Annotated in this window: 23 protein-coding genes; 11 read left to right on the forward strand and 12 right to left on the reverse strand. The window is 62.3% G+C overall.

Going from position 1 to position 22,152, the window contains the following annotated elements; all coding sequences use genetic code 11:
• Window positions 1–29: 29 nt before the first annotated feature.
• Entirely contained in the window at window positions 30–218 is a 189-nt protein-coding gene (locus FYC77_RS15180) for a hypothetical protein (protein WP_149082346.1), read from the reverse strand.
• A 39-nt stretch (window positions 219–257) separates the two neighbouring features.
• Here FYC77_RS15180 and hisF point away from each other — a divergent pair, with 39 nt between their 5' ends.
• Both hisF and FYC77_RS15190 read left to right on the forward strand, forming a co-directional pair.
• Entirely contained in the window at window positions 258–1,073 is an 816-nt protein-coding gene (gene hisF, locus FYC77_RS15185) for an imidazole glycerol phosphate synthase subunit HisF (RefSeq protein WP_149082347.1), read from the forward strand.
• A 261-nt stretch (window positions 1,074–1,334) separates the two neighbouring features.
• The gene (locus FYC77_RS15190; protein WP_149082348.1) at window positions 1,335–2,180 is read left to right on the forward strand and encodes a hypothetical protein; all 846 of its coding nucleotides are present in this window, start codon (window positions 1,335–1,337) and stop codon (window positions 2,178–2,180) included.
• On the opposite strand, the gene FYC77_RS15195 is transcribed toward FYC77_RS15190, so the two are convergent.
• Complete coding sequence (locus tag FYC77_RS15195) at window positions 2,177–2,461, reverse strand: DNA-directed RNA polymerase subunit L (protein ID WP_149082349.1); 285 nt, start codon at window positions 2,459–2,461, stop codon at window positions 2,177–2,179. The genes FYC77_RS15190 and FYC77_RS15195 overlap by 4 nt on opposite strands.
• A gap of 116 nt (window positions 2,462–2,577) precedes the next feature.
• On the opposite strand from FYC77_RS15195, the gene FYC77_RS15200 reads away from it, so the two are divergent.
• From FYC77_RS15200 to FYC77_RS15215, 4 genes are all read left to right on the forward strand, one after another.
• Window positions 2,578–4,413 (forward strand): rhomboid family intramembrane serine protease, encoded by a 1,836-nt coding sequence (locus FYC77_RS15200; RefSeq protein WP_149082350.1) that lies wholly within the window; start codon window positions 2,578–2,580, stop codon window positions 4,411–4,413.
• A 352-nt stretch (window positions 4,414–4,765) separates the two neighbouring features.
• Window positions 4,766–5,530 (forward strand): ABC transporter ATP-binding protein, encoded by a 765-nt coding sequence (locus FYC77_RS15205; protein WP_149082351.1) that lies wholly within the window; start codon window positions 4,766–4,768, stop codon window positions 5,528–5,530.
• Entirely contained in the window at window positions 5,520–6,767 is a 1,248-nt protein-coding gene (locus tag FYC77_RS15210; RefSeq protein WP_149082352.1) for an FtsX-like permease family protein, read from the forward strand. The genes FYC77_RS15205 and FYC77_RS15210 overlap by 11 nt, the downstream gene beginning before the upstream one ends.
• Window positions 6,764–7,996 (forward strand): ABC transporter permease, encoded by a 1,233-nt coding sequence (locus tag FYC77_RS15215; RefSeq protein WP_394349025.1) that lies wholly within the window; start codon window positions 6,764–6,766, stop codon window positions 7,994–7,996. Before FYC77_RS15210 ends, FYC77_RS15215 begins: the two co-directional genes overlap by 4 nt.
• Here FYC77_RS15215 and FYC77_RS20530 read toward each other — a convergent pair.
• The 3 genes from FYC77_RS20530 to FYC77_RS15230 all read right to left on the reverse strand — a co-directional run bounded on the left by FYC77_RS20530 (window position 7,944) and on the right by FYC77_RS15230 (window position 9,498).
• On the reverse strand, window positions 7,944–8,363 hold the full coding sequence (locus tag FYC77_RS20530) for a DUF5680 domain-containing protein (protein WP_202911849.1): 420 nt from the start codon (window positions 8,361–8,363) through the stop codon (window positions 7,944–7,946). The genes FYC77_RS15215 and FYC77_RS20530 overlap by 53 nt on opposite strands.
• Window positions 8,364–8,448: 85 nt before the next feature.
• Window positions 8,449–9,087 (reverse strand): METTL5 family protein, encoded by a 639-nt coding sequence (locus FYC77_RS15225; RefSeq protein ID WP_149082353.1) that lies wholly within the window; start codon window positions 9,085–9,087, stop codon window positions 8,449–8,451.
• Window positions 9,088–9,096: 9 nt separating this feature from the next.
• The gene (locus FYC77_RS15230; protein ID WP_149082354.1) at window positions 9,097–9,498 is read right to left on the reverse strand and encodes a hypothetical protein; all 402 of its coding nucleotides are present in this window, start codon (window positions 9,496–9,498) and stop codon (window positions 9,097–9,099) included.
• Between the two features lie 151 nt (window positions 9,499–9,649).
• Between FYC77_RS15230 and FYC77_RS15235 the strand changes: the two genes are divergently transcribed.
• Window positions 9,650–9,820: a zf-TFIIB domain-containing protein gene (locus FYC77_RS15235; protein ID WP_149082355.1), complete on the forward strand. Its 171-nt coding sequence runs from the start codon at window positions 9,650–9,652 to the stop codon at window positions 9,818–9,820.
• A 40-nt stretch (window positions 9,821–9,860) separates the two neighbouring features.
• On the opposite strand, the gene FYC77_RS15240 is transcribed toward FYC77_RS15235, so the two are convergent.
• Both FYC77_RS15240 and FYC77_RS15245 read right to left on the reverse strand, forming a co-directional pair.
• On the reverse strand, window positions 9,861–10,886 hold the full coding sequence (locus FYC77_RS15240) for a disk-shape morphogenesis protein volactin (protein ID WP_149082356.1): 1,026 nt from the start codon (window positions 10,884–10,886) through the stop codon (window positions 9,861–9,863).
• 97 nt (window positions 10,887–10,983) lie between these two features.
• Complete coding sequence (locus tag FYC77_RS15245) at window positions 10,984–11,892, reverse strand: DUF7139 domain-containing protein (RefSeq protein WP_149082357.1); 909 nt, start codon at window positions 11,890–11,892, stop codon at window positions 10,984–10,986.
• Window positions 11,893–12,052: 160 nt separating this feature from the next.
• On the opposite strand from FYC77_RS15245, the gene dph2 reads away from it, so the two are divergent.
• The 4 genes from dph2 to FYC77_RS15265 all read left to right on the forward strand — a co-directional run bounded on the left by dph2 (window position 12,053) and on the right by FYC77_RS15265 (window position 17,098).
• On the forward strand, window positions 12,053–13,102 hold the full coding sequence (dph2, locus tag FYC77_RS15250; RefSeq protein ID WP_149082358.1) for a diphthamide biosynthesis enzyme Dph2: 1,050 nt from the start codon (window positions 12,053–12,055) through the stop codon (window positions 13,100–13,102).
• Window positions 13,103–13,258: 156 nt separating this feature from the next.
• Complete coding sequence (locus FYC77_RS15255; RefSeq protein ID WP_149082359.1) at window positions 13,259–14,101, forward strand: MBL fold metallo-hydrolase; 843 nt, start codon at window positions 13,259–13,261, stop codon at window positions 14,099–14,101.
• A gap of 79 nt (window positions 14,102–14,180) precedes the next feature.
• Window positions 14,181–16,118 (forward strand): AAA family ATPase, encoded by a 1,938-nt coding sequence (locus FYC77_RS15260; RefSeq protein ID WP_149082360.1) that lies wholly within the window; start codon window positions 14,181–14,183, stop codon window positions 16,116–16,118.
• A 53-nt stretch (window positions 16,119–16,171) separates the two neighbouring features.
• Entirely contained in the window at window positions 16,172–17,098 is a 927-nt protein-coding gene (locus tag FYC77_RS15265) for a hypothetical protein (RefSeq protein WP_149082361.1), read from the forward strand.
• A 65-nt stretch (window positions 17,099–17,163) separates the two neighbouring features.
• Here FYC77_RS15265 and FYC77_RS15270 read toward each other — a convergent pair whose 3' ends face one another.
• From FYC77_RS15270 to FYC77_RS15290, 5 genes are all read right to left on the reverse strand, one after another.
• Entirely contained in the window at window positions 17,164–18,282 is a 1,119-nt protein-coding gene (locus FYC77_RS15270; protein WP_149082362.1) for an ABC transporter ATP-binding protein, read from the reverse strand.
• Window positions 18,279–19,097, reverse strand: coding sequence for an ABC transporter permease (locus FYC77_RS15275; protein ID WP_149082363.1), 819 nt, complete (start codon window positions 19,095–19,097; stop codon window positions 18,279–18,281). The genes FYC77_RS15270 and FYC77_RS15275 overlap by 4 nt, the downstream gene beginning before the upstream one ends.
• Window positions 19,094–20,044 carry an extracellular solute-binding protein gene (locus FYC77_RS15280; protein ID WP_149082364.1) on the reverse strand — a complete coding sequence of 317 codons (951 nt, stop codon included), beginning with the start codon at window positions 20,042–20,044 and terminating at the stop codon, window positions 19,094–19,096. The genes FYC77_RS15275 and FYC77_RS15280 overlap by 4 nt, the downstream gene beginning before the upstream one ends.
• Before the next feature lie 244 nt (window positions 20,045–20,288).
• The gene (locus FYC77_RS15285; RefSeq protein WP_149082365.1) at window positions 20,289–21,335 is read right to left on the reverse strand and encodes a tyrosine-type recombinase/integrase; all 1,047 of its coding nucleotides are present in this window, start codon (window positions 21,333–21,335) and stop codon (window positions 20,289–20,291) included.
• Window positions 21,325–21,717: a DUF5805 domain-containing protein gene (locus tag FYC77_RS15290; protein ID WP_149082366.1), complete on the reverse strand. Its 393-nt coding sequence runs from the start codon at window positions 21,715–21,717 to the stop codon at window positions 21,325–21,327. The genes FYC77_RS15285 and FYC77_RS15290 overlap by 11 nt, the downstream gene beginning before the upstream one ends.
• Between the last annotated feature and the right edge of the window lie 435 nt (window positions 21,718–22,152).

Here is a 22,152-nt window from a genome sequence, read left to right on the forward strand (position 1 = left end):
CGAAGGCGTCTCACCGATTCGAGTAATAGTCACCGCGTACCGACTCGAGTCATCGTCTTCCGTTTCGCCGTCTGACGGTGTCGACTCTTCCGTTTCGCCGTCTGGCGGTGTCGGTGTCGCCGACTCGAGCCGTCGTTCGCCCCGAGGCGGTCGTCCGCCGCGGCCATGTCTGGGACGGGCCCGCTGATCGATCCGCCGACGATCGTTGCACGATCCACTCGCCTTTACTATCCCCGGTGCGAACGGACGCGTAGGAAATGGTGCTGACCAAACGAATCATCCCGTGTATCGACGTCGATCTCGACGACGACGGGAATCCGGCGGTCTATACGGGCGTTCACTTCGAGGACCTCAAATACACCGGCGACCCGGTCGAGATGGCCAAAGCGTACAACGAGTCCGGGGCCGACGAGTTCGTCTTCCTCGACATCACCGCCTCGGCGGAGGGGCGAGAGACGATGCTCGACGTCGTCCGCGACGTCGCCGACGAGGTGTTCATCCCGCTGACCGTCGGCGGCGGCATCCGCACGACCGACGACATCAAAGAGACTCTCCGGGCCGGCGCGGACAAGGTCTCGATCACGACCGGGGCGCTCGAGCGGCCCGAACTCGTCAACCAGGGAGCTCGCGCGTTCGGTAGCCAGTGTATCGTCATCAGCGTCGACGCCCGACGCCGGTACGACGAGGGCGGCGAACACTACGTCGAGATCGACGGTGAATCCTGCTGGTTCGAGTGCACCAAGAAAGGCGGCCGCGAGGGGACCGGCATCGACGTCCTCGAGTGGGCGGCCGAGGCCGAGTCCCGCGGTGCGGGCGAACTGTTCGTCAACTCCATCGACAAGGACGGGACCAAAGACGGCTACGACCTGCCACTGACGAGTGCGGTCTGTGACGTCGTCGACACGCCGGTCATTGCCTCCTCGGGCTGTGGCAGCCCCGAAGACATGTACGACGTCTTCACCGAAGCGAACGCCGACGCCGGACTCGCGGCTTCGATCTTCCACTTCGACGAGTACTCGATCGAGGAGACGAAGGAGTACTTGGACGAGCGCGGCGTGCCGGTTCGGCTGTAGTACCGCGAGCGAAGAACGAGCGAGCCTCTTTTTGGTCCCTTTGCGAACGTAGTGAGCGAAGATCAGCGAGAGCGGAGCTCTCGCCGGACAGATTTTTGCGCGATGGTGAGCGATGTGCGGTTCGGAGCGAACGGAGTGAGTGAGAACCGCGGATGCGAACGGCGAAGCCGTGAGAAAAGCGAACCCGAGCAGAAAAAGGTGGGAACGGAGTTCGCTCCGATATTCAATACGCTTATACCGTCACGGTCGACCCATTACTCTGTGAAGTGGCGGTGTTCGTGGTGTGGGAAACCACACGAGGAGAACGACCCACCATGCGATAGCTGCGGGCACAACTCCTTCGAGAAGGCGGTCGTCCGAGCGGACGAGAAGCCTGCGAGCTCGTCGGGCAAAACCGTCGACACCGGCACGACCTACGTCTGGCGGTGTACCGACTGTGGCCGCGATCACGTGCGAAACAACCCGCCCTGTTCGCGGTGTCACAACCACGACCTCGAGAAGATCGAACAGACTTACGACGACGTCGACGACGAACTCGAGACGCCGAGCTGGCTCGAGGTCGCAAAGCCGTACATTCCGGCGTTCGCGGTCATCGGCGTCGTCGCGCTCCTGTTCGCGACGGGGATTATTCCGGCGTCGATCCTGCCGGGAATCGGCGCGCCGTCTCCACCAGACGCCCCCGGCGAGGGAGCCGACGCCGCTGGCATTGACCTCGAGGCGACCGAAGGCGAGATCCACGAGCGACTCGAGGCCGAACGGGCGGCGATCGACGCGGACTCGCGAGCGTACGACGACGGACTGGCGGGCTACGCAGAGTACATGAACCGTGCGTTCGTGATGATCGACTACGAGGACGAACGTCCCGACGGCGTCCAGCCCGACGACTTCGGGGCGGAGTGTGCGACGAGACCGACCGGCGGGCAGCTACCGCTCGCCGACGGACCAATTTCGGCGTTCGACGACGAGGGCGCTCTGGCCGAGGCGGTCGCGGACGGACTACTCGAGTCGGAGATCGGCGACGCGGTGAGAACTGGATCCGACTCCGAGGGGGTCGACCTCCACGTCGGGCCGGACGGCGACGTCTACGTCTACTACGTGGCCTGTTAGGCCGCGGCTTCGAACGCGTTGCGGAACGCGACAGCCTTCTCGCCGACGTCGACTGCGGCCTCCTCGAGGGCGTTGAGCGGGTCGACGCCGCCTTCGGTCTTAATCGTCAGAATCGGTTCCGTCTGCCCACCCGACTGTTCCGGGTTCACGTCGTAGGTCGCTGCACTCACGTCGTCGTGCTCGAGGAGCGTCCCTTTGAGGACGTTCATGAACGTGTGATCCTCGCCGGCGATCTCGATCGAGAGTTCGTTCTCGCTGCTCTCGGTGACCCGGAGTTCCATGTTAGACGTTCCGTTCGTCGACCGCTTGTACCTTTCGAAGGCGTCTCTGTGCGGGTTCGGGGCCGGTTCCGTGATCGAAAGCAATCACTATACGACTTCGCTCGACAGTACCGGGTATGCTCTCGGCCGTCCTCACGGTGTTCGTCCTGGCGGTCTTGCTGGGTTCCGTCGCAGTCGTCGCTCGCCTCGAGAGCACGGACCGGCGGTTTTGGGACGTCGCTCGAGCGAGACTCCATTACGGCGTGCCGTGGGGGACACTCGTCGTCCTCGCGGGGGTCGTCTGCGTGTATCTGTTCGTTCAGGACGGGGTTACCGATCTCTACGACCCCGTTACGATCCCCTACCGGGCCTGGTCGTACTTCTATCCGCTCGGGATCGTCACCTCGTCGTTCTCCCACGCCAGTTTCGGCCACCTGCTTGGGAATCTGATCGCGGCGGCCGTCGTCGCCCCCATCGCCGAGTACGCGTGGGGACACTACCCCGACGGCGACGTTCCTTCCTGGCGGGCGAACCCGTGGATTCGCGCAGTGGTGATCTTTCCGCTCGCCGTCGCCGCTATCGGAATCCTCACGAGCCTGTTCGCTCTCGGTCCCGTGATCGGCTTCTCCGGACTCGTCTACGCGTTCGCCGGCTTCGCGATCGCTCGGTACCCGATCCCGACGCTCGTCGCGACGATCGGCCTCCAGGGCGCGCTGGTGACCATCTACAACTCGATCCGGGACCCGATTCTGGTCTACGTCGCCCAGCCGAGTCCCCCCTCGTCGCCCTCGTGGGCCGACGTCGCGATCCAGGGCCACGCCCTCGGCTTTTTCATCGGACTCGTGCTCGCACTCGCCTTGCTCGAGCGCCGTGGCGGTCGTCCCACCGCGTTTCGCGTCTGGATCGCCGTCCTCCTCTATGCGTTCTCGAAGGGGCTCTGGCAGATCTACTGGTTCGGAGAAGGGAACACGTACCTCCTCTTTCGGGGACCGGGCGTGGTGATCGTCGCGACGCTCGCGATCGTGATCACGCTGGCCGTCTCCAACACCGATCGGACCGTCGTTCCGGAACGGCTCGAACGCACGCTCCCAGACGTTCTCTCCTCGAGTGAGCATTCCCACGGTCACGGCTCGACCGACGGTCGAGGCCTTGCCACGCCGCTCGACCGACTTCGAGGGCTCGAGTCGGAGTCGGAGGGAGAGCACGGTTCGACGGTCGATCGCCTCGCTCGAGTGTGCGACATCGCGACCGGCGGCCGCCGTAGCGAGGTCGGTCGGCAGACGGGACCGGGGAGTCGGCAGGTCGGTTTCGTCGCCGTCTTCCTCGTCCTCGCGGTGCTTGCAGGGGTGGCGATCCCGTTTAACGTTCTCGTCCTCGAAGACGATGCCGACGCCGACCGGGCGACCGTCGAGGTCGAAGATTACACCGTCGAGTACGTCGAGGAGGCCGACCACGAACTCGTCTCGGGGATCGGCATCGAGGCGGTCGAAGACGACGCCGGACTCACGGCGAGTGGCGTCGTCGTCTCGAGTACGGAACGACACGCCTGGATCGAGGCGGTGACGAGCCAACGGCTCGCGTTCTCCGGATCGGAGACGATCACGGTCGGCGGCCCTGGGTGGCGGGAAACGGTCCACGTCGAACGGGAGGGGTGGGAACCGGTCGGTAACGACACCGTCTACCAGGTCTGGCTGTGGCAAGACGGCGACCAGCCACGACACGTCTACGAATCGGAGAGCTCCCAGGCCGACGTGTTGATCGACGACAGAACCGTGTCGATCGTTCCCGACGACGGCGCGTTCCGTCTGTCGGTGGAGTCCCTCGAGACGGGCGACGTCTCGACGGCACAGGTTCCGGACGAAAACGAGTCGGTCGACGCGGGGGGACTGACGTTCGACCGCCACAACGAGACGGTGTACGCGGTCTCGAACGGGACGGAAGTCGCGGTCGCGAGCGCGGAAACCTACGAGTGATCGGACAGAACGCGGTCGTTTCTTCTCCTCGTGGTGGAACCGACGGGAAGCGTCTCGAGCCGAGAGTGAAGAAACGCTTCGATCAGGCGGTCGTCGCCGACCCTTACGCCCAGCCCTTTCCTCGCTGGACCGGCACGTCCAACGGACGTACAGCCGGTCGGACCGGTGTGTGACGAACACGGCTTCCGAACGGTCGGTGTACGTGGACGTTTCGGTGAACCGGGGCGAGCGCCGGTGGTAGCGCCAGCACAACGAACCGATCCGGCAACGGTTAACGTTCCGACTACGGTCGGAAGCCGGCCTGAAACAATGGCTCGTCCCCTCGAGGTACCGGCCAGGTCGAGACTGGACGATGATCCAACGAGTACTACGGCGGTCGTCCGCGAGGGATTCGCAGACGGGCGGGGATAGTGATGCGAACACCGCCGTCCGTCTCGACGGGGTCACCCACAGCTACGGGTCGGCCGGCGGGCGTCTGGACGCGGATCGAGATCCGACGGTGATCGCACTCCGGGACGTGGCGCTTACGTGTGACTCGGGTGAGACCGTCGGTCTCGAGGGGCCAAGCGGGAGCGGAAAGTCGACGATCCTTCACGCGATTGCGGGCCTGCTCGTGCCGACGGCGGGGAGCGTCGAGATACTCGGAACCGACATCACTCGGCTGTCGGACCACGAACGAACCCGACTCCGGCGTCGACACGTGGGGATCGTCTTCCAGCGATTTCACCTCCTGCCGTCGCTTTCCGCTCGTGCGAACGTCGCACTTCCGCTCGTCCAGGCCGGCGTTCCGAGATCGACACGGCGTGAACGCGCAACGACGCTGCTCTCTGACGTCGGCCTCTCTGGACGAGCAACCCACTTGCCAAGCGAGTTGAGCGGTGGCGAGTGCCAGCGCGTCGCCATCGCGAGAGCGCTCGCGACTGATCCCGACGTAATCGTCGCCGACGAGCCGACTGGCGAACTGGACACCGAAACCGGCTCGACCGTCCTCGAGTTGTTGACCGACGTCGGCAGCGACCGGGCGGTGGTGGTCGCCTCCCACGACGACGACACGCTCGCGATCACCGATCGCGTGGTGACGCTTCGCGACGGGTCGGTGATGTCGGATGGAGGCTGATCGGGGAGGGAGTCGCCGCGAGCGGTGGCGCGGACTCACCGAACTCTCGCTCGTCCGGCTTCGGAATCGCGCGACGCGAACCGGTCCGCGTCGGACGATCGCGACGGTCACTGCGGTAGCGCTGACGATCGCGCTGCTGGTCGTCCTCACCGGGGTTGCACTCGCACTCGCCGGCGGCGTCGCGGAGGATACCGACGCCGACGTCCGGATCGCGCCCGAAGACGGCGGGACCTTCTCGAGCATCGACGGCGTCGAGGAGCCGCGACTCGGGGAGACCAGCCAGCGATCAGCTACGATCAGAGAGCAAGACGGCGTCGACCACGCCTCGCCCGTCCTCGTCGAGACGGGACGGCTCGAGACGGGCGATGGGAGCGATCACGGACCCGTTCTCCTCGTCGGCGTCGTCCCCGATGGAGAGTCACGGACGGTTGCGGGCGTCCCGACCGACGGCCTCGAGCCAGGAGATCCCCACTACGCCGACGGATCGTACGACGGGGTGCCGACGGGCGACGTCGTCCTCTCCGAGCCAGCGGCGGACCGACTCGACGCCGAGGAGGGCGACGAACTCGGCGTTCCTGGGGCACACCTCGAGGGGGAATCGACGCACCCCCCGCTGACCGTTACCTCCGTCGAGGGCGAGGATGGCGACTCCGAATCCGACGTTCCGGTCGCACTCGTCCACCTGAGCGAGTTGCAGACGTTCGCCGGGAGCGGAGATGACGAACTCGCGGATACGATCCTCGTGTGGGGTGAGCCCGACGCCGCAGCGTCCGCTGCAGCCGACGCCTATCCGAACGCAGCCGTCGGGCCGGTCGGCAACGGCGGCCCGTCCGCGCTGTTCGACGACGGCCTCGCGCTTGCGACCGGGCTGCTCGCGCTCGTCGTCGGCATCGCGATCTGTGCCTCGTTCGTCGCGACTACCGCCGGCATGAACGTCGATCACGATCGTACGGCTCTCGCCGTCCTCGAGTCGGTCGGCGTCCCCGCGAGTGGTCGACTCGGGATCGTCGCGCTCTCGACGGTGACGACCGCGATGTGTGGTGCACTCCTCGGCGCCGCGCTGGGGTTCGTCGGCATCCGCGTGGTGAACGTCGTCGCTGGTAGCGCGGTCGCCACCACTCACCCACTTTTCGTGCCGTACGCCGTCGGAGTTGCACTTCTCGCCACGCTAATCGCCGTTCCGTACCCCCTCGCCGTCGCGAGTCGGACGTCCGTCCTAGAGGAGGTGAGTCGGTGATCCGCGCCAGACCGCTGGTCAGGGCGCGAGCGGTCGCTGGGATCGCACTGGCGCAGTTACGGCGATCTCCGGGACGGACGCTGCTCGCAATTCTCGCGGTCGGGATCGCGGTGTTGTCCGTCACGCTGCTGGGGAGTCTCGGTGCTGGCGTGGTCGGCGCCGGTGAAGAGGGACTCGACACGGCCGGGCGGGACATCTGGATCAGCGGTGATCCCGTCGACGCCTCGACCGGTCCCGCGGAAAACTCGATCGTGGGGTCACACGAGATCGCCAACGAGGTTTCCGAACGCGGCGACGTCACCGGCGCGTCGCCCATCGGGATGCACGAGGTGTATCTCGGCACCGATCCCGACGAACTCGAGCGGACTCCCGCGGTCGGTGTACAACGAACGCACGAGGGGTTCGACTTTCAGGAAGGGGGCGGGTTCCGGACGCCTGAGGAGGCCTTCGAGGGCGGCCGATCCACCGATCCGACGACCGAGGAGATCGTCCTCGATCCGGCGGTCGCGTCGGAACTCGGCGTCTCCCCCGGCGACACGATCTACGTCGGGGCCAGCCAGGAGACGGCACCGGGAGAGGAGTTCACCGTCGTCGGAACGTCGTCGTACTACTCACAGTTTCTCGGCTCCGAGACGGCGGCGCTCCCGCTCGTCGACCTTCAGGCGCTGGCCGGGACGACCGGAACCGACAGGGCGACGTTCATCACGGCGAACGTCACCGCCGACGCCGATCGAGACGCCGTTCGCGACGACATCGCAACGGAGTACCCCGAGTACGACGTTCGCACGAGCGACGAACAGATCGGAGCGATGGCGGCGGAGCGGCCGATCGTGATGGCGAGCGGTGCGACGCTCGTCGGCCTCGCGATCGTCGGCGGCACCGTCCTGACGGTCAACCTCTTCGCGCTCGTCACCTACCACCAGCGGACCGAACTCGCGGCGCTTCGGGCGCTCGGCCTCTCCCGATGGGTGCTCGCGGGGACGATCGGCGCGCAGGGGCTCGCGATCGGCGTGCTGGGCGGCCTCCTGGGACTCGCTGCGACGCCGCCGATCGTCGCGGGGCTCAACCACCTCTCGGCGTCGGTCGTCGGCTTCGAGAACCTGCTGCATACGCCGCCAGCAGTGTACGCCGCCGGGCTCGTCCTCGCGATCGGGCTCGGAACGGTCGTCGCGGTCGTTACCGGCTGGCGGGCCGGCCGATACACGCGGATCGAACACCTCGATGATTAGGCGAGAGTTCGTCTCTGGCTCGTGTCTGTGCGCCGGTAGGTCGGTACAACGGACCGGTCGGTCGACGCGGCCGCCGACGAACGTTCCGACGTAGATGGTCGTCCGTTCGTCCGAATTCGTCCCTCGCCCTCGAATCGCTCGAGGTCGCCAGGTCCCCGTAGAAGCTCATCCCGCATACGGGTTCGTCGTCGAAGAAGACGACTTCGGGGCCGACGAATGCCTCGGATCCGTGGTAGGTATCCCGGTACTGCCAGTTGCCTCGCCCGTCGGTAATGACCTTCCCCTGTCGCTCCTCACCGGCATCCGGATCGGTGGTTGCGTAGCCGTTCTCGTGTGCATCGGCGATGAATTCCGAGAGTTCTCCCATATCTTATCGATCCTCAGATAGTTACAAAAAGGCGATCCGAGCGGGGCGAAAGTGGACTGTGAGTCGTCGAACGAGCGATAGTGGACTACCCGTCCCACTCGATCCGAAAGACCTCCGCCTCGAGCGTCTCTCGATCTGCGGTGTGGAACTCGAACCGGCGGTCGATCGAAAACGACGCCCGGAACGCGTGGGTCACGTCACCACCCTTGTCGGCCGCGAACGACTCGACGAACTCTTGACTTCCCTCGTTGTGAATCGTATAGGAGACGTCCGCGACCGCTCGAGCGGTCTCGAGGAACGCCCGATCTGCGTGGCGGTTCCCCCGCTGTGCGCCGAACGGAGGATTCGAGACCACCGTCGCGTCGGCGATCGAAAACGGGTGTCGTGTAACGTCTCCCCGAAGCCAGTCGATGCCCCGAGCCGAGCGACCTCCGATATCGATGGCTGTGGCATTTCGCCTGGCTAGTGCGAGCGCATCGGCGTCGACGTCGATTCCGATCACGCGTCCGGCGCTCGCAAGCGACGCCGCGATCGCGAGCATCCCCGTCCCGGTGCCGAGATCGATCACCGGCCGCTCGAGGTCACCCTGCAGGCTCGCCAGGTGGGTGAGGTGGGCAGCGAGTTCGGGTGGTGTGAGGTACTGTTCGAGTTCGACCGAAGGATCGGCAAAATCGTCGACCGACTCGAGCGTGCGAGCCAGCTGTCGCCGCGAGAGTCCCGCCATTCCGTTCGCTCAGTTCTCGAGTGAAACCGGTGTTTCTAGGTCCAGCACGACGCCTTCGCGTTCCGCCCGTTCGGCACAGGCGGCGAGCGCCGGCCGGACCTTCTCCGGATTTGTGACGTCGGCGACGGTGACAGAGACCGATCCGACGCCGAGGAACGCTCCCGCGCGAACGTAGCTTCGAATCCGGTCGATCTCCTCTTGAGTGGCGAGCGAACAGTCATCGTCGAAACACGCCTCGACCGACAGGTCCGCGGGAACGAGTCCCTCCGTCGCGAACTCGCGTTTGAGATCACGGAGGTATTCGGGTGCCGTCGACTCGAGGGCCGTCGCCTCGAGTGAGACCGGCGTCGCATCGGCCGGTTGACAGCGGTCGATCGTCGGTGCGAACTCGGAAGACGGGGTCGTACTCATCACCACCACATACATGAGTTGCATACAAAAACCTTTGTAAATGCACAGTGGTAATCACCCAGAAATGTTCGTTGCACTCCGATAGGGCGTGAATAGTATCTTTCACGACACGTTCGAATAGAGTTAAGGGCCGTCCGTGAGACGTTTCGGTATGGACGAGTGTCCTCGGTGCCAGGCACCACTCGAGCGCCTCGCCCTCGGAGACGTGACCACGATCTCCTGTCCGCGCTGTGCGTACGCCGACATTCCAGTCGAACACGAGAGCGCACCGGACGAGCGCGAATCCTGGCAGGACGCGTTCAACCGATTCTACGAGACGTAGTCGGCTCTACCCGTCCAAAGAAACGGAAAGAAGTGACGCGTTACTCGCTCGCAGCGGCCGCTTCCGCCTCGTCTTCGTCCTGGTCGACGTCCTCGTCGGACCGTGCGGCAACGAGTCCACCGCGTGCGACGCTGTACAGCGGTTCGCTCGCGTGAGAGACGCCGCTGATCGAGAACGGGATGTTCGCGTCCTCAAGATGGTCGCGGAACAGCGCCTCGAACCCGTCCGGACTCGAGGTACCGCCGGTGACGACGACCGGAACGTCGAGACCTTCTTCGACGTCCTCCTCGTCGACTTCGGAGACGATGTTCTCGATGACGTAATCGAGCAGGTTCTCGTAGTAGATCGACACTGCGCCTTCGACGCCGCCAACGTCGGTGGTGAAGTCGAGTTCGAAATCGTCCTCTTTGATCGACGTGACTTTGTCGACGGGCGTCCCGGTCGCGCGAGCGGCCTGCTCGTCGACCCAGTCGCCACCGCGGGCGACGGAGAACTTCATGACGGGGACCGCGTAGTAGGCGAGACAAACGTTCGTCATCCCCGCACCGAAGGAGATGCCGAGACCGGTGAAGTTGTTGTCCGCGAGTTCGCTGTAGATGACGGACATCCCCTCGTTGATCGGCTCGGCGTCGTAGCCCATGTCGTTCAGGAAGGACTCGATCGTCTTCTGGTGGTAGAGCGTCGAAAGGTCGGAGTCGATCGGATCAGCGGGCGTCGAGAAGTACAGTTTCTCGTCCGGATAGCCGGGCTCGCCGACGACCTGTTCGATGATGAGTTTCATCATCGGGATCGCGCTCTTCTCGTCGTTCGAGAGGATCCCGTGTTTCATCGGACGCCGCGTCTCCTTGTTGAAGATGTTCGCGAAGTTGAGGGCGTCGTCGCCGACGACGTACACCTTGTCGTCTTTGCGGATGTGAAGGACTTCGCTTCGCGAGAGCATCTGCTCGGCCATATCCGAGTACTCGATCTCTACGAAGGAGTTACGCTGTTGCACGAAAACCGTATCGTTCCCATCCTGCTGTGCTGACAGGATGTTCATCGTTCCAACGTCTAGGCCTTTGGCCATAGTTGGCCAAGGTGGCCGACGGATTATAAATCTATGTGCCTTAATTCTATTTGAAAAGATCCGAGAACAATATAATATTTACCAAGATAATACCGTCTTAATTTCTGGTGAGAAGGGTCCGGATACGATCGAGCAGACTCGAGACGGCGGATTCGGATTCGGTTGCCGACGACGATGCTTCGTTAGCCTGTTGCTCCTCACGGAGCTCTCGCAGCTTTGCGGTCTGGTCGTCGACGGTCGAACTCGAGGTAGTCGTCTTCGTCTCCCCGCCTTTGAGCCCCTTGAGACCGGCGACCTGCGAGTCGACTCCGCTCGAGCGCGTCGTCTTGGCCTGGACGTCCACGTCGATGTCGTCGAACTCGTCTTCGGAGAACGTCAGGCGACTGTGTTCGGTCTTCTCGACGCCACCCCACGAGAGTTCGACGCCGTCCATCGCCTGGTCGATGTCACGGCGGATCTCCTCGTCGGAGTACGACTCATCGTCGGACTCGTCGGATTCGTCGTCCTCGGCGTCGACGCGGTCGGCCGCACGGGCCATATCGAGATAGTGAGCGATCAGCGCCGCGCCGGTCGAGGCGGTGAGCCCGGCCATGCCGACGGCGTAGACGGCGACGACTTCGGCGGTGTAATCGTTTCCGACGCCGTACCAGTCGTAAGGGTACGCGATCAGGAAGCCGACGATGGCGGCGAACGTCACTGCGACAGCACCGACGGACGCATAGCGGACCCGACGCTCGCTGGGAAGCAAGACGACGATACCGAGCATCGTTATCGGGAGAGCAGCCATCACGATCGCGTACGCCGGCTGTGCCCACCTGACGTGCTCCGTGGTGCGCGGCTCTAACGTATTACTCCAGAGGAACAACACCAGTGCGACCGCTGCCAGTGCGATTCCACCGATGAACAGACCGAAGCCGAGGTAGACGTCGGTCCGGTCTTCCGGTTCGCCGATGTATCGACGGTAGAGGTCGAATAGATAACCGTTTTCGGGCGATTCCGCTGCCATTAATCCTCCGTTTACACTCCAGTACTATCACTGTTGGGTTGAAATTATCCCTCGCCAGCCGCTCGAAAACAGTCGATCCCTGCCCCGTCAGATCGATGGACCAACCCCGATATGTCGGTAAAACGCCGCCGTTATACGTCCGTGGCGGTTAGCACGCTCAATGAGCCAGGAGTCTGGGTACACTGAGGGAGACCTCCGCAACACCGGGATGCAGTTGAAACACGACCGCGAGTGGAACTACGAACTCGAGCGGATCGTCGACGCGATCGAAGAACGCGACGCGTCCAAGGTCGGCCTGCAGTTTCCCGAGGGACTCAAGCGTCGCGGCCCGTCGGTCGCCGACGATCTTCGCTCGCTCGTCGGCGAGGACGTGACGTTCATGCTCTCGGGACAACCCTGCTACGGTGCGTGTGACCTCGACACCTACCTGATGAAACGCACCGACGTGTTCGTCCACTTCGGCCACTCGCCGATGAAGAACACGGACAAGGTGATCTACGTGCCGCTGTTCTCGAACGTCGAGGTCCTCCCGATCATGGAAGAGGCACTCGAGACCTTAGAGCCGCCGGAGGAAACCGAGGGCGTCGGCCTCGTGACGACGGCCCAGCACATGAACCGTTACGAGGAGATGACCGAGTTCTTAGAGGAGCGTGGCTACGAGGTTCACAGCCGCCGTGGCGACGACCGACTCACTCACGAAGGGCAAGTACTGGGCTGTAATTACGCGAGCGCGGACGTACCTGCCGACCAGGTCCTCTACGTCGGTGGCGGGAAGTTTCACCCACTCGGGCTGGCGATGGAACACCCCGAGAAACACGTCGTCATCGCCGATCCGGTCAACAACGTCGTCACCGTCGCCGACACGGAGAAGTTCATGAAACAGCGATTCGGCGCGGTCCACCGGGCGATGGACGCCGAGAAGTGGGGCGTCATCTTCTGTACCAAGATCGGACAGGGCCGGTGGGATCAGGCCCAGGAGATCCTCGAGGAGAACGACGACGCCTACCTCATTACGATGGACGAAGTGACGCCCGATCGTCTGCGCAACTTCGATATGGACGCGTTCGTCAACACCGGCTGTCCACGGATCACGACCGACGACGGACCACAGTTCCACAAACCCATGCTCACCCCCGGCGAGTACGAAATCGCCGTCGGAAACGAACCGCTCGAGAACCTCTCGTTTGACACGTTCCACGGCACCTGGTGACGTCGTCACGACGGATCATCCGATCGTCGAAACCAGGATGATCGAAGCCGTCGTCGACGACCTCGAAGACGGGTAAGCCGGAGAAGTCACAACGGTTTCGACCGTGATGGACTCGAAGACAACAACATTTACCCTGGCGGTCCGCGCACCTCCTGTATGCCCAAAATAACAAGCGATTGGGGCGATTGGCTCGTTCGCGACGTTGAAGAGGCCTCCCCGGAAGGGGTGGCGGTCTGGTATCTCGGCTGTAACGGGTTCGTTCTCAAGGGGCGTGAGGGAACCACGATCTACGTCGACCCGTACGTCGGTCTCGGCGACCCACCCCGAACCGTTCGAATGATTCCCGTTCCGTTCGACCCAGAAGACGTCGAGGAGGCCGAGGCCGTTTTCGCGACCCACGAACACACCGATCACGTCCACGGACCGAGTCAGGCACCGATCCTCGAGAACACGGGTGCGACGTTCTACGGTGCCGACGACAGCCTCGCAGTCGCCCGAGAAGACGAACAGTGGCTCGAGGAGTGGGACCTCGACGCCGACCAGTTCGTCGAACTCACAGAGGGAGACTCCCTCGAGGTCGGCGAGTTCACCGTCCACGTCGAGGACGCGTACGATCCGGACGCGACTCACCCCCTCAGCTACGTCTTCGAACACGACGCCGGAACCGTCTTCCACGGCGGCGATACGAAGCCCAGCGAGGAGTTCGAACGTATCGGTGGCGAGTACGACATCGACGTCGGCATCCTCGCGTTCGGAACCGTCGGTCGGATTCCGGACAAGGAGACGGGCGAGCCGAAACGAACCCGCTGGTACAGCGACGAAAACCAGATCGTCGAGGCCGCAAGCGACCTGCAACTGAATCGACTCGTACCGAGTCACTGGGACATGTGGCGTGGGCTCACGTCCGATCCGAAAGTCCTCCACCACCACGCAAAGAGTTTCGAGCACCCGGGTCGAGTCGATGTCGTCGAGATCGGTGATCGGATCGACCTCGAGTAATTCGATTCAACGAGCGGTACTGACTCATATGTGATACTGTCCGTACCATTTATAGTAGTGGTGAGGTAACGTTGTGGCCATGAGTAGCACCGCCGACACGGACGACGTGATCGAGGTCAGTTCGGACGGGTTGACCGTCCAGAAATCGTTCACGGCGGACGAGTTTCCCGTCCCGGCGATCCGCTTCGAGATCGAATCGGATCGCGACGAACAGGTGACGTTTCGACTCTCCGAGGACATTCCCGAATCGTTTCCGATGGACAAAGTCGGCTTTCACCCCGACTACCACAGCGACGAGTGGACCGCGTTCCAGGACAACCACGTCGAGTTCAGTTGCTCGCTCGAGCCAGCGGAACAACTCGTAACCGTCTACGGCATTCGAGTCGACGACGACCAATCTGCGGCGCAGTTTCTGACCGAGCCGGCGATCGTCGAAGTGAGCTCCGAGGAAGACGGCGAGTCCGACGATCGCGAGGAGGTTGACGACAGCGTCATCGACAGCATCGTCTCGGAAGACCGGAATCAGCCAGTAAAGGACATGCTCTCCGGTGACGCGGACTCCGTTCCGGGTCTCGAGAACGAGGAAACCGACGACGACGCCGACGACGAGGATCTCGATCTGGATCTCGACCTCGGCGATGTCGACACCGAACCCGTCGAGACTCCGGACGAGGAAGAAGAGCCCGACGACACGCCCGACATCGATCTCGACTTCGGCGAGGAAGAGATCCCGGAGCCCGAGGAATCGTCCGAACCGGCCGACTCCGAGGACGAACCGGAGATTACGCTCGGTCTGGGCAGCGAGGACGACGAAGACGATGCGGGCGTCGAATCCGATACCGAACCAGACTCGGACGTCGAACTCGAACTCGAGGACGAGACGTCCGACCTTGAGGAAAGCGACGACGAAGATGCGGAACCTGACGTTGGCGTCGAACCCGAAGACGCCGACGTCGAATCCGAAGACGACGGCGCGGACCCGATCGAACTCGAGACCAAACCCGCTGATACCGACGACGAAGAAGCCGAAGACGACGCGGATGCCGAAACCGACGTGGACGCTGAATCAGTGGAAGTCGACACGGATGTCGAACCAGAGGAGGCCGACGCGGATGTCGACGCCGAACCCGACGAGGTCGACGAGACCGAGCCGAGCGAATCCGACGCGGATCCCCTGGAAGAATCGCCCACGGACCCCGGTGAAGCCGACGTTTCGGTCGACGTCCCGACCGCCGAATCGCTCAGCGCACAACTCGCGGCCGAGCTCCGTGACGGATCCGTCGACGACGACGATCTTTCGGTACTCCGGTCCGAACTCGAGATCGAACCGTCGAACCTCGAACAGGTGAAAATCGACCACCTCCAGTCACGGGTCGAGGAGGTCGCCGCCTACGCAGGCGCGCTCGAGGAGTTCATCGGCGAACACGGAACGGGAGCGGAGATCATCGAGAGCCTTCGAAACGAAGTCGCCGAGTTCGACGAGGAACTCCATACGATGGGGAACCGACTCGACCGAACCGAAAGCCAGGTCGGCGACGTCGAATCCGAACTCGAGACGCTCACCGAGTGGACGACCGACCTCGAAGGCGACGTCGAAACGCTCGACGAGCGTGCCGAATCAACCGAATCGGAACTCGAATCGCTCGGAGACGGGCTCGATTCGGTAGAGGCGGACGTACGCTCCGTCGAAGACGACCTCGAATCGGGTCTCGAAGACCTGGAAGGCGCCATCGCCGAACTCGACGCGACGGTCGACGACGTCAAACGCGACGTGACCGACGTCGAAACCGACGTCTCGAGCGTGTCGGGTGAGGTCGACGATCTGGAGGGGACCGTCGAAGCGGTCGAAGAGGACGTCGACGACCTCGAAACCGGGTTGGGATCCGTCGAAGAGGACGTCGACGATCTCGGGGAAACGCTCGAAACCGTCGAAGACGACCTCGAAGACGTTCGCGCGGACGTGACGGCGATCCAGGACTGGCGCGACCAGCTCGGTTCGATGTTCTCGGAGAACTGACCGACGCGGTCGAAACACAACTCGTTTATCCGCCGCCGTCCGAAATTCCCCCGATGGGCGAGACGATTCCGATCGCCGTTCCTCGAAAAGGCCGTCCCCTCGAGTCGGTACTCAATCGGCTCTCTCGTCGACTCGACGTGGCGAAACTCGCCGACGAGATCTCTTCGACGCTCCGACACGAGAAGGCCCTCACGAAGGGGAATCTGACACCAGACGAGGAAGACGTCTACCAGCGTCTCGCCGAGTACAGTACCGTCTCGGATCCGACGGCACCCGAGTACACGCTCGTCCGTGACGACCGCGCGGGGAAACCCCGACGGATCGTCTTCGACAGCGTCACTCTCCCGGTCGACGGTATCGACGGCGTTCCGAACGGAACTGACGTTCAACTTGTCGGCCGCGAGGAACCGTTTCGCGCGCTTCGCACTCACGAGTTTGCACTCGGGTTCGACAGCGCCGACCTCGTTCTCGAGGAGGTCGTTGAACTTCGCCCGGAGCCACTCGATCGGATCGCCGACGTCAACGCCCGGATCGATCCTGCCGAGTCTGACGTTCGCGTCGTAACGGGTCTCGGTGACACCGTCTATCACACGCTGATGGCGACGCCGGCGGTCGCGTCGTCCGGGTCAGCGCTCGATCGTGCGTTTGTCGAATCCTACGACGGTCCCCTGTGTATCGAACCGCGATACGAACGCCTCGTTCGGGCCGTCCTCGGCACGCAAACGCTCGAGGGTATCGACTTCCGATATCCCGAAAACGGCCGAGAGGAGGAGGCGGCGATCGCCGAAACTGGGGTTGGCATCTATCTGACGGTGACGGGTTCGACTGCCCGCGACCACGGACTGTTGCTGGGCGAACAGCTTTTCCCGAGCGAGACGGTGTTACTCGAGACGACACCGGAAGTCACCGAAACCGCCGAGGCAGTCCGTGCCGTCCTGAACGGACCCGATCTCGAGACGAAACTAGCAGTCGAACCGTAAACCCGTGTTCGCCGGTGTGGTCACGGAAACGAGTTCACGGGGTGTTTTCCCCTTCCGAGGTGGTCTCAGTCATCGTATTTTTCGGTGTCGGACCGGGGAGTCGATTCTCGACTGTCGTGAGTCGCGGACTCGAATATCGTTATTCGATCTCGTGGCAGCTCGACCGTGACCGCCTCACCGGATACTGGTGGACGTTCCATCGTCTCCACTACGAACTGGGACCCAGTTTCGGCCTGGATCCTCACGTCGTATCGGCGGCCAACGTCCGCGATAGACACGACTTCGCCGGGGAGTGACAGGGCAGAACCGGTGTCAGTTGCATCGGGATCCGACACGGAGAGCCTGTCCGGACGGACGTGACACGTAACGGCCGTCCCTTCAGACGCGGTAATCGTCCCGCTGGGGAGGCTAAACGTCCGATCACCTACTCGAAGGACGGGTGGAAACTGAGAAACGACTGTCGCCGGGAACGTGTTCGATCGCCCGAGAAACGACGCTACGAACGGGGTCGGCGGTGATTCGTACAACACTCGAGGGGCTCCAGAACCGGAAACACGACCATCGTTCATGACGATGAGTCGATCGGCAAGCGCCATTGCCTCCTCCTGATCGTGGGTGACGAATAGGGTCGTCACGCCTGTTTCAGCCTGAATTCGGGCGATTTCGTCTCGCAGTCGCTCACGTAGCTGTCGATCGAGTGCCGATAGCGGCTCGTCGAGTAACAACACGTCTGGTTGTGGGGCCAGTGCTCGGGCTACTTCGACCCGGCGTCGTTGGCCGCCGCTCAGCTCCGAGGGATGGGCATCCCGTTTCTCGGAGAGAGCAACTAACTCGAGATATTCACGTACTCGTTTATCCCGCTGAGTCGGTTCGATACCACGAGCAGCGAGACCGTAGGCGACGTTCTCGTTGACGGTCATGTGGGGATAGAGCGTCGATTGCTGAAAGACGATCCCGACATGACGATCTTCGGGAGGTTCACCAGTCACGTCTCGGTCACGGAGTACAACCCGTCCCGCCGTCGGCTGGACGTGACCGGCGATTGCCTGGACGAGGGTCGTCTTTCCACAACCACTCGGACCGAGCACGGCGACGAGTTCGCCCTCGTCGAGTCCGAACGAGACGTCGTCGACTGCCAGTTCATCACCGTATCGGTGTGTCAACTGATCGAGTTCGAGGATCATTGATCGATCACCGTCGGTACGCGTCCGAACCGTTGAACTGCTGCAAGGACCGCGAGCGTAATTCCGAGTAATGCGAGTGCAAGCGGCACGATCGAATCGATACCACCTGCGATGAAGTCGACCCATATCCGGGTCGGCATCGTCCGTGGATTGTACGCGACCATCATCGTCGCGCCGAACTCGCCGATTGCTCGTGCGAAGGTGAGGATGATCCCCGCGACGATTGCCCCACGAGCGAGTGGCAGTGAGACGTTCCAGAACGTCGAAAGCGGGCCGTAACCGAGCGAGCGAGAGGCCTGCTCTAACCGTTCGTCGATCGCGCCAAACCCGGCACGGGCGGTGATAATCACGAACGGAGCGGCGACGAACGTCTGTGCGAGAACGACGCCGATCAAACTATCGGTGAGTGAGATGCCAAGGGTTGCCACAGCGGAACCGATCGGAGTAAAGCGTCCGACGGCAGTAAGAATCATTGCACCACCGACGACAGGCGGGACGACGAGCGGTAAGATCACGAGCGCCTCGACGAATCGCTTCCCGACGAACGACGTTCGAGCGAGGACGTAGGCGAGTGGGATGCCGAAAACGGCCGCGATCAGTGTCGAAATTGGGGCGGTTATCAGCGAGTTGTGAATCGCTCGTTGTGCTTCCGGTGAGGACAACCCCGCGACAACGTTTGCTGGCCCACTCCGAGCTAGAAACGCGACGAACGGGATTGCAAAGTAGACGAGAAGGAGCGCGCCCAAGAGCGCGGGAACGAGTAGTTCCGGCAGTCGGTTGGACTTCTGGCTTGGAACAATTTTGGTGAGACTCATACGTCGATCTCCTCCGGAACGTCGCCTTCGGGGCGCGGTAAGCTGTCTCCGACCGCCAGCCCCGCATCAACGAGCAAGTCGGATTCGTCGATGAGAAACTGGACGAGTCTGTGGCCGGCGTCGGGTTCGTCGGCTCCGCCGTTCACCGTTGCGTTGTATATCACTGGACGTCCGTGGGCGGTGTACCCTTCCTCTGCCGTGGTAAACTCGACGGTCGCGTAGTGGTCTGCCAACTCGGGGTTTGCAAAGTTGTACTCGTCGGGAAACTCGAAGAACGGCATGCCGTGATCGATCGCCATATTGCGATAGACGATGGCTCCTGCTCGAGAGCCGGCTTCCACCCCGGCCATCATCTGGGGCTCTTCGGGCTCCTCGTAAACGAGATCCATCATTGTCTCCCGGAACTCCTCGAGACCGTGTTCGGTTTCTGCCAGCTCGAACGCCTGAACGGCACGATATCCAAGCGGATCGAGATCAGGGTCACCGATCGCAATATCACCTTCGTTCGTCTCCAAAGCTAACTGATACCACGGTTTACCGGCATCAAGTCTCTGCCCGAACTCCGTCTCCTCGTTGTATCCGATGCCGACACTGTTCGCTGCAAATTCGACGTCCCAGTCGATAAACTCGCCGTACAGTCGGTCTCGGAGAAGAGTTGCGTCGGCACTCACGATGACGTCGGGATGTTTCGTTCGATCTTCGACCATTCGCATTACCGCGTTAGCTCCATAATATTCTCCATGAACCTCGACACCGGTTTCTTCCTCGAACGCTGGTCCGACGTGATCTTCGAACGTGCGTGCGAGGCTACCGGCTGACAAAACGCTTACTGAGCGAGAATTAGATCCCAAACAGCCCGCGACAGTCGTACCGCCGAGACTGCCTGCTGTGAGGAGGGCCTCGCGACGACTCACTGCACTTCGATTACGAGCGTCACTGAAGGGCATACGATCAGTCTGGCACCGACGCATATAATCTTTACCAGTTATGTTTCGGCACTAGTGAAACCAAATATACTTACAAACACGAGCGGTCGTTGCCCCACTGCTCGACGCATACGCCGTCGGATGGATGGGAGAACAGTGGTCCAAAACGTTCACCCTGCCAGGTTAGTATAGCGAGATAAGATTTATTGGTTGGGTATCGGACGAATAATTTCGACCGGAATCGGGTTATGCGATCGGATATCTCTCACGATTGGCGGGTTCTCATCGAGTAAATACTCTCGAGATACGTCTCCCGCACGCGGTCTCCCCAGTCGTGGGTGTACGTGTCGATCACGTCGCTCGCGACGTCTCCACGAAGATACTGAACGACACCCCGATCACCCGTCCGATCCCGCAAGTGCGTCGTAAAGAAGTGGCGGAAGTAGTGTGGTGTTACGTTCTCGGTCGTGCCGCCACCAGTCCGGTACCAGCCGAACTCACGGGCGTGTTTCTCGACGATATAGCGGACGTCGGCGGTCGTGAGCCGGTGGCCCCACGACGTCTGCGTATCGACGAACAACGGTCGGGCCGACGAGATCGAGTCGGGGCGGATCGCGAGCCACTCGACGAGCGCTCGATCGAGTTCGTTGTCAACGGGAACGACCGTATCCCGTTTGCGTTTGTTCGATGCGGTTCGGTTCTCGCCGTTGACGGTGGTTCCGCGCGTTGGCTCCGAGGAAACGAAGATCGACGATGGCCGTCGATCGAGTTCGGTACGAGCGTCCCACTCGAACGTGAGTTCGTCGACCGCGAGATGGAGGTCCCGAAGATCTAGATTGCAAAGCTCACCGACTCGAATCCCGGTTTTCAAGAGCGTGAGTACCACCGCACGCTCGAGCGGGTGGCCGATCGCACCGACGAACGAGCGCATCTCGGTGATCGAGACGTCGCGTCTGGTCGGATTCGAGTCGATCGACTCGGACAGTTCCTCCATGACCAGCGCCATCGGATTGGACTCGAACACCCCGACCCGGTTCATGTAGTCGAAAAACCGGTTCAGATACGAGGCGTAGGTCGCGATCGTGCTCGGCTCGTACTCGCCACGCAAGGAGTGGACCCACGCCATACACTCCCGGCGAGAACTGCCCTCGAGGGAATCGACCGCGAACTCCTCGCGGGCGAAGGACTCGAACGCCCGGAGAACGCGCTCGTAGGCCTCGAGCGTTCGTTCGCTCTTGCCGTGGTATCGCTGGTCCTCGAGGAAGTACCCGATCGGATCGTCTACGTTCTGTGGGGTCGTCTCAGTCGCCATCGTTACCCTCGACGAGAACGTAGCCGTCGTGGCGTCCGCTGTATCGAATCCGGTTGTCAGCCTGGAGCTCGCCGATGGCGTCGTCGAGTCTGGATTCGATGTCGTCGCTGACCGCGTCCAACAACTCGTCCCACGAATACGTGTCAGTCGACAGCAACTCGAGGACCCGTCTCTCGAGGGCGTTACCCCCAGGGTCTGACCCCTCAGAAGTAGGCTTCTCGCTCGCGGAGTCGAACCCCTTTCGCCCGGCTTGAACCATCGTTCTGACGAACTCGCTTTGACTCATTCCGAGTTCCTCGGCGTGTGATTCCCACTCGACCTTTTGGTACGCAGGCAGATAGGTACTGACGGACGTGCGTTCGGTATCCGGTGATTCCGCCATACAAACCCATCACGCTCGAGGAGTATCAATGTATCCTACTGTTCCGTCTAAGGTATCTTATCCGAATATGCACTTGTAAAATCATCGCCCTTTAGACCTCACCACTCAAGATATAAGATCAATATACGCTACAAGTCCAGATATAACTCTTCGATCTGTAACCTCACTATTCAAGATCTGATTCAGTGTGGACGAGAGTAAAAACCGGTCACGGACGGTTACATCTCTCGTTGGAATGGTCTTTCGAATACTCGAGTTTCTTATACGACCGGGGGAAAGTGACACGATACCGGCAAGTGGCGGATGGCTCGGTGCCGATCAGGCGTCGGTCGACGTGTCGTCCCGGGCTGGGCCAGGTCTCAGTCGATCACACCGACAGCCTCACTGTCTTGTCCAGTAGGCGCTGAATCTGGTTGAACTGTGCTCGGCCCGTCT

The sequence above is a fragment of the Natrialba swarupiae genome (assembly GCF_008245225.1).
Lineage (GTDB): Archaea > Halobacteriota > Halobacteria > Halobacteriales > Natrialbaceae > Natrarchaeobius > Natrarchaeobius swarupiae.

What these genes read in the sequence shown, in the direction of transcription:
- hisF (WP_149082347.1), top strand. Translation starts at nt 258, where the DNA reads ATGGTGCTGACCAAACGAATCATCCCGTGTATCGACGTCGATCTCGAC.
- FYC77_RS15195 (WP_149082349.1), bottom strand. Translation starts at nt 2,461, where the DNA reads ATGGAACTCCGGGTCACCGAGAGCAGCGAGAACGAACTCTCGATCGAG.
- FYC77_RS15200 (WP_149082350.1), top strand. Translation starts at nt 2,578, where the DNA reads ATGCTCTCGGCCGTCCTCACGGTGTTCGTCCTGGCGGTCTTGCTGGGT.
- FYC77_RS15205 (WP_149082351.1), top strand. Translation starts at nt 4,766, where the DNA reads ATGATCCAACGAGTACTACGGCGGTCGTCCGCGAGGGATTCGCAGACG.
- FYC77_RS15210 (WP_149082352.1), top strand. Translation starts at nt 5,520, where the DNA reads ATGGAGGCTGATCGGGGAGGGAGTCGCCGCGAGCGGTGGCGCGGACTC.
- FYC77_RS20530 (WP_202911849.1), bottom strand. Translation starts at nt 8,363, where the DNA reads ATGGGAGAACTCTCGGAATTCATCGCCGATGCACACGAGAACGGCTAC.
- FYC77_RS15225 (WP_149082353.1), bottom strand. Translation starts at nt 9,087, where the DNA reads ATGGCGGGACTCTCGCGGCGACAGCTGGCTCGCACGCTCGAGTCGGTC.
- FYC77_RS15230 (WP_149082354.1), bottom strand. Translation starts at nt 9,498, where the DNA reads ATGAGTACGACCCCGTCTTCCGAGTTCGCACCGACGATCGACCGCTGT.
- FYC77_RS15235 (WP_149082355.1), top strand. Translation starts at nt 9,650, where the DNA reads ATGGACGAGTGTCCTCGGTGCCAGGCACCACTCGAGCGCCTCGCCCTC.
- FYC77_RS15240 (WP_149082356.1), bottom strand. Translation starts at nt 10,886, where the DNA reads ATGGCCAAAGGCCTAGACGTTGGAACGATGAACATCCTGTCAGCACAG.
- FYC77_RS15245 (WP_149082357.1), bottom strand. Translation starts at nt 11,892, where the DNA reads ATGGCAGCGGAATCGCCCGAAAACGGTTATCTATTCGACCTCTACCGT.
- dph2 (WP_149082358.1), top strand. Translation starts at nt 12,053, where the DNA reads ATGAGCCAGGAGTCTGGGTACACTGAGGGAGACCTCCGCAACACCGGG.
- FYC77_RS15255 (WP_149082359.1), top strand. Translation starts at nt 13,259, where the DNA reads ATGCCCAAAATAACAAGCGATTGGGGCGATTGGCTCGTTCGCGACGTT.
- FYC77_RS15260 (WP_149082360.1), top strand. Translation starts at nt 14,181, where the DNA reads ATGAGTAGCACCGCCGACACGGACGACGTGATCGAGGTCAGTTCGGAC.
- FYC77_RS15265 (WP_149082361.1), top strand. Translation starts at nt 16,172, where the DNA reads ATGGGCGAGACGATTCCGATCGCCGTTCCTCGAAAAGGCCGTCCCCTC.
- FYC77_RS15270 (WP_149082362.1), bottom strand. Translation starts at nt 18,282, where the DNA reads ATGATCCTCGAACTCGATCAGTTGACACACCGATACGGTGATGAACTG.
- FYC77_RS15275 (WP_149082363.1), bottom strand. Translation starts at nt 19,097, where the DNA reads ATGAGTCTCACCAAAATTGTTCCAAGCCAGAAGTCCAACCGACTGCCG.
- FYC77_RS15280 (WP_149082364.1), bottom strand. Translation starts at nt 20,044, where the DNA reads ATGCCCTTCAGTGACGCTCGTAATCGAAGTGCAGTGAGTCGTCGCGAG.
- FYC77_RS15285 (WP_149082365.1), bottom strand. Translation starts at nt 21,335, where the DNA reads ATGGCGACTGAGACGACCCCACAGAACGTAGACGATCCGATCGGGTAC.
- FYC77_RS15290 (WP_149082366.1), bottom strand. Translation starts at nt 21,717, where the DNA reads ATGGCGGAATCACCGGATACCGAACGCACGTCCGTCAGTACCTATCTG.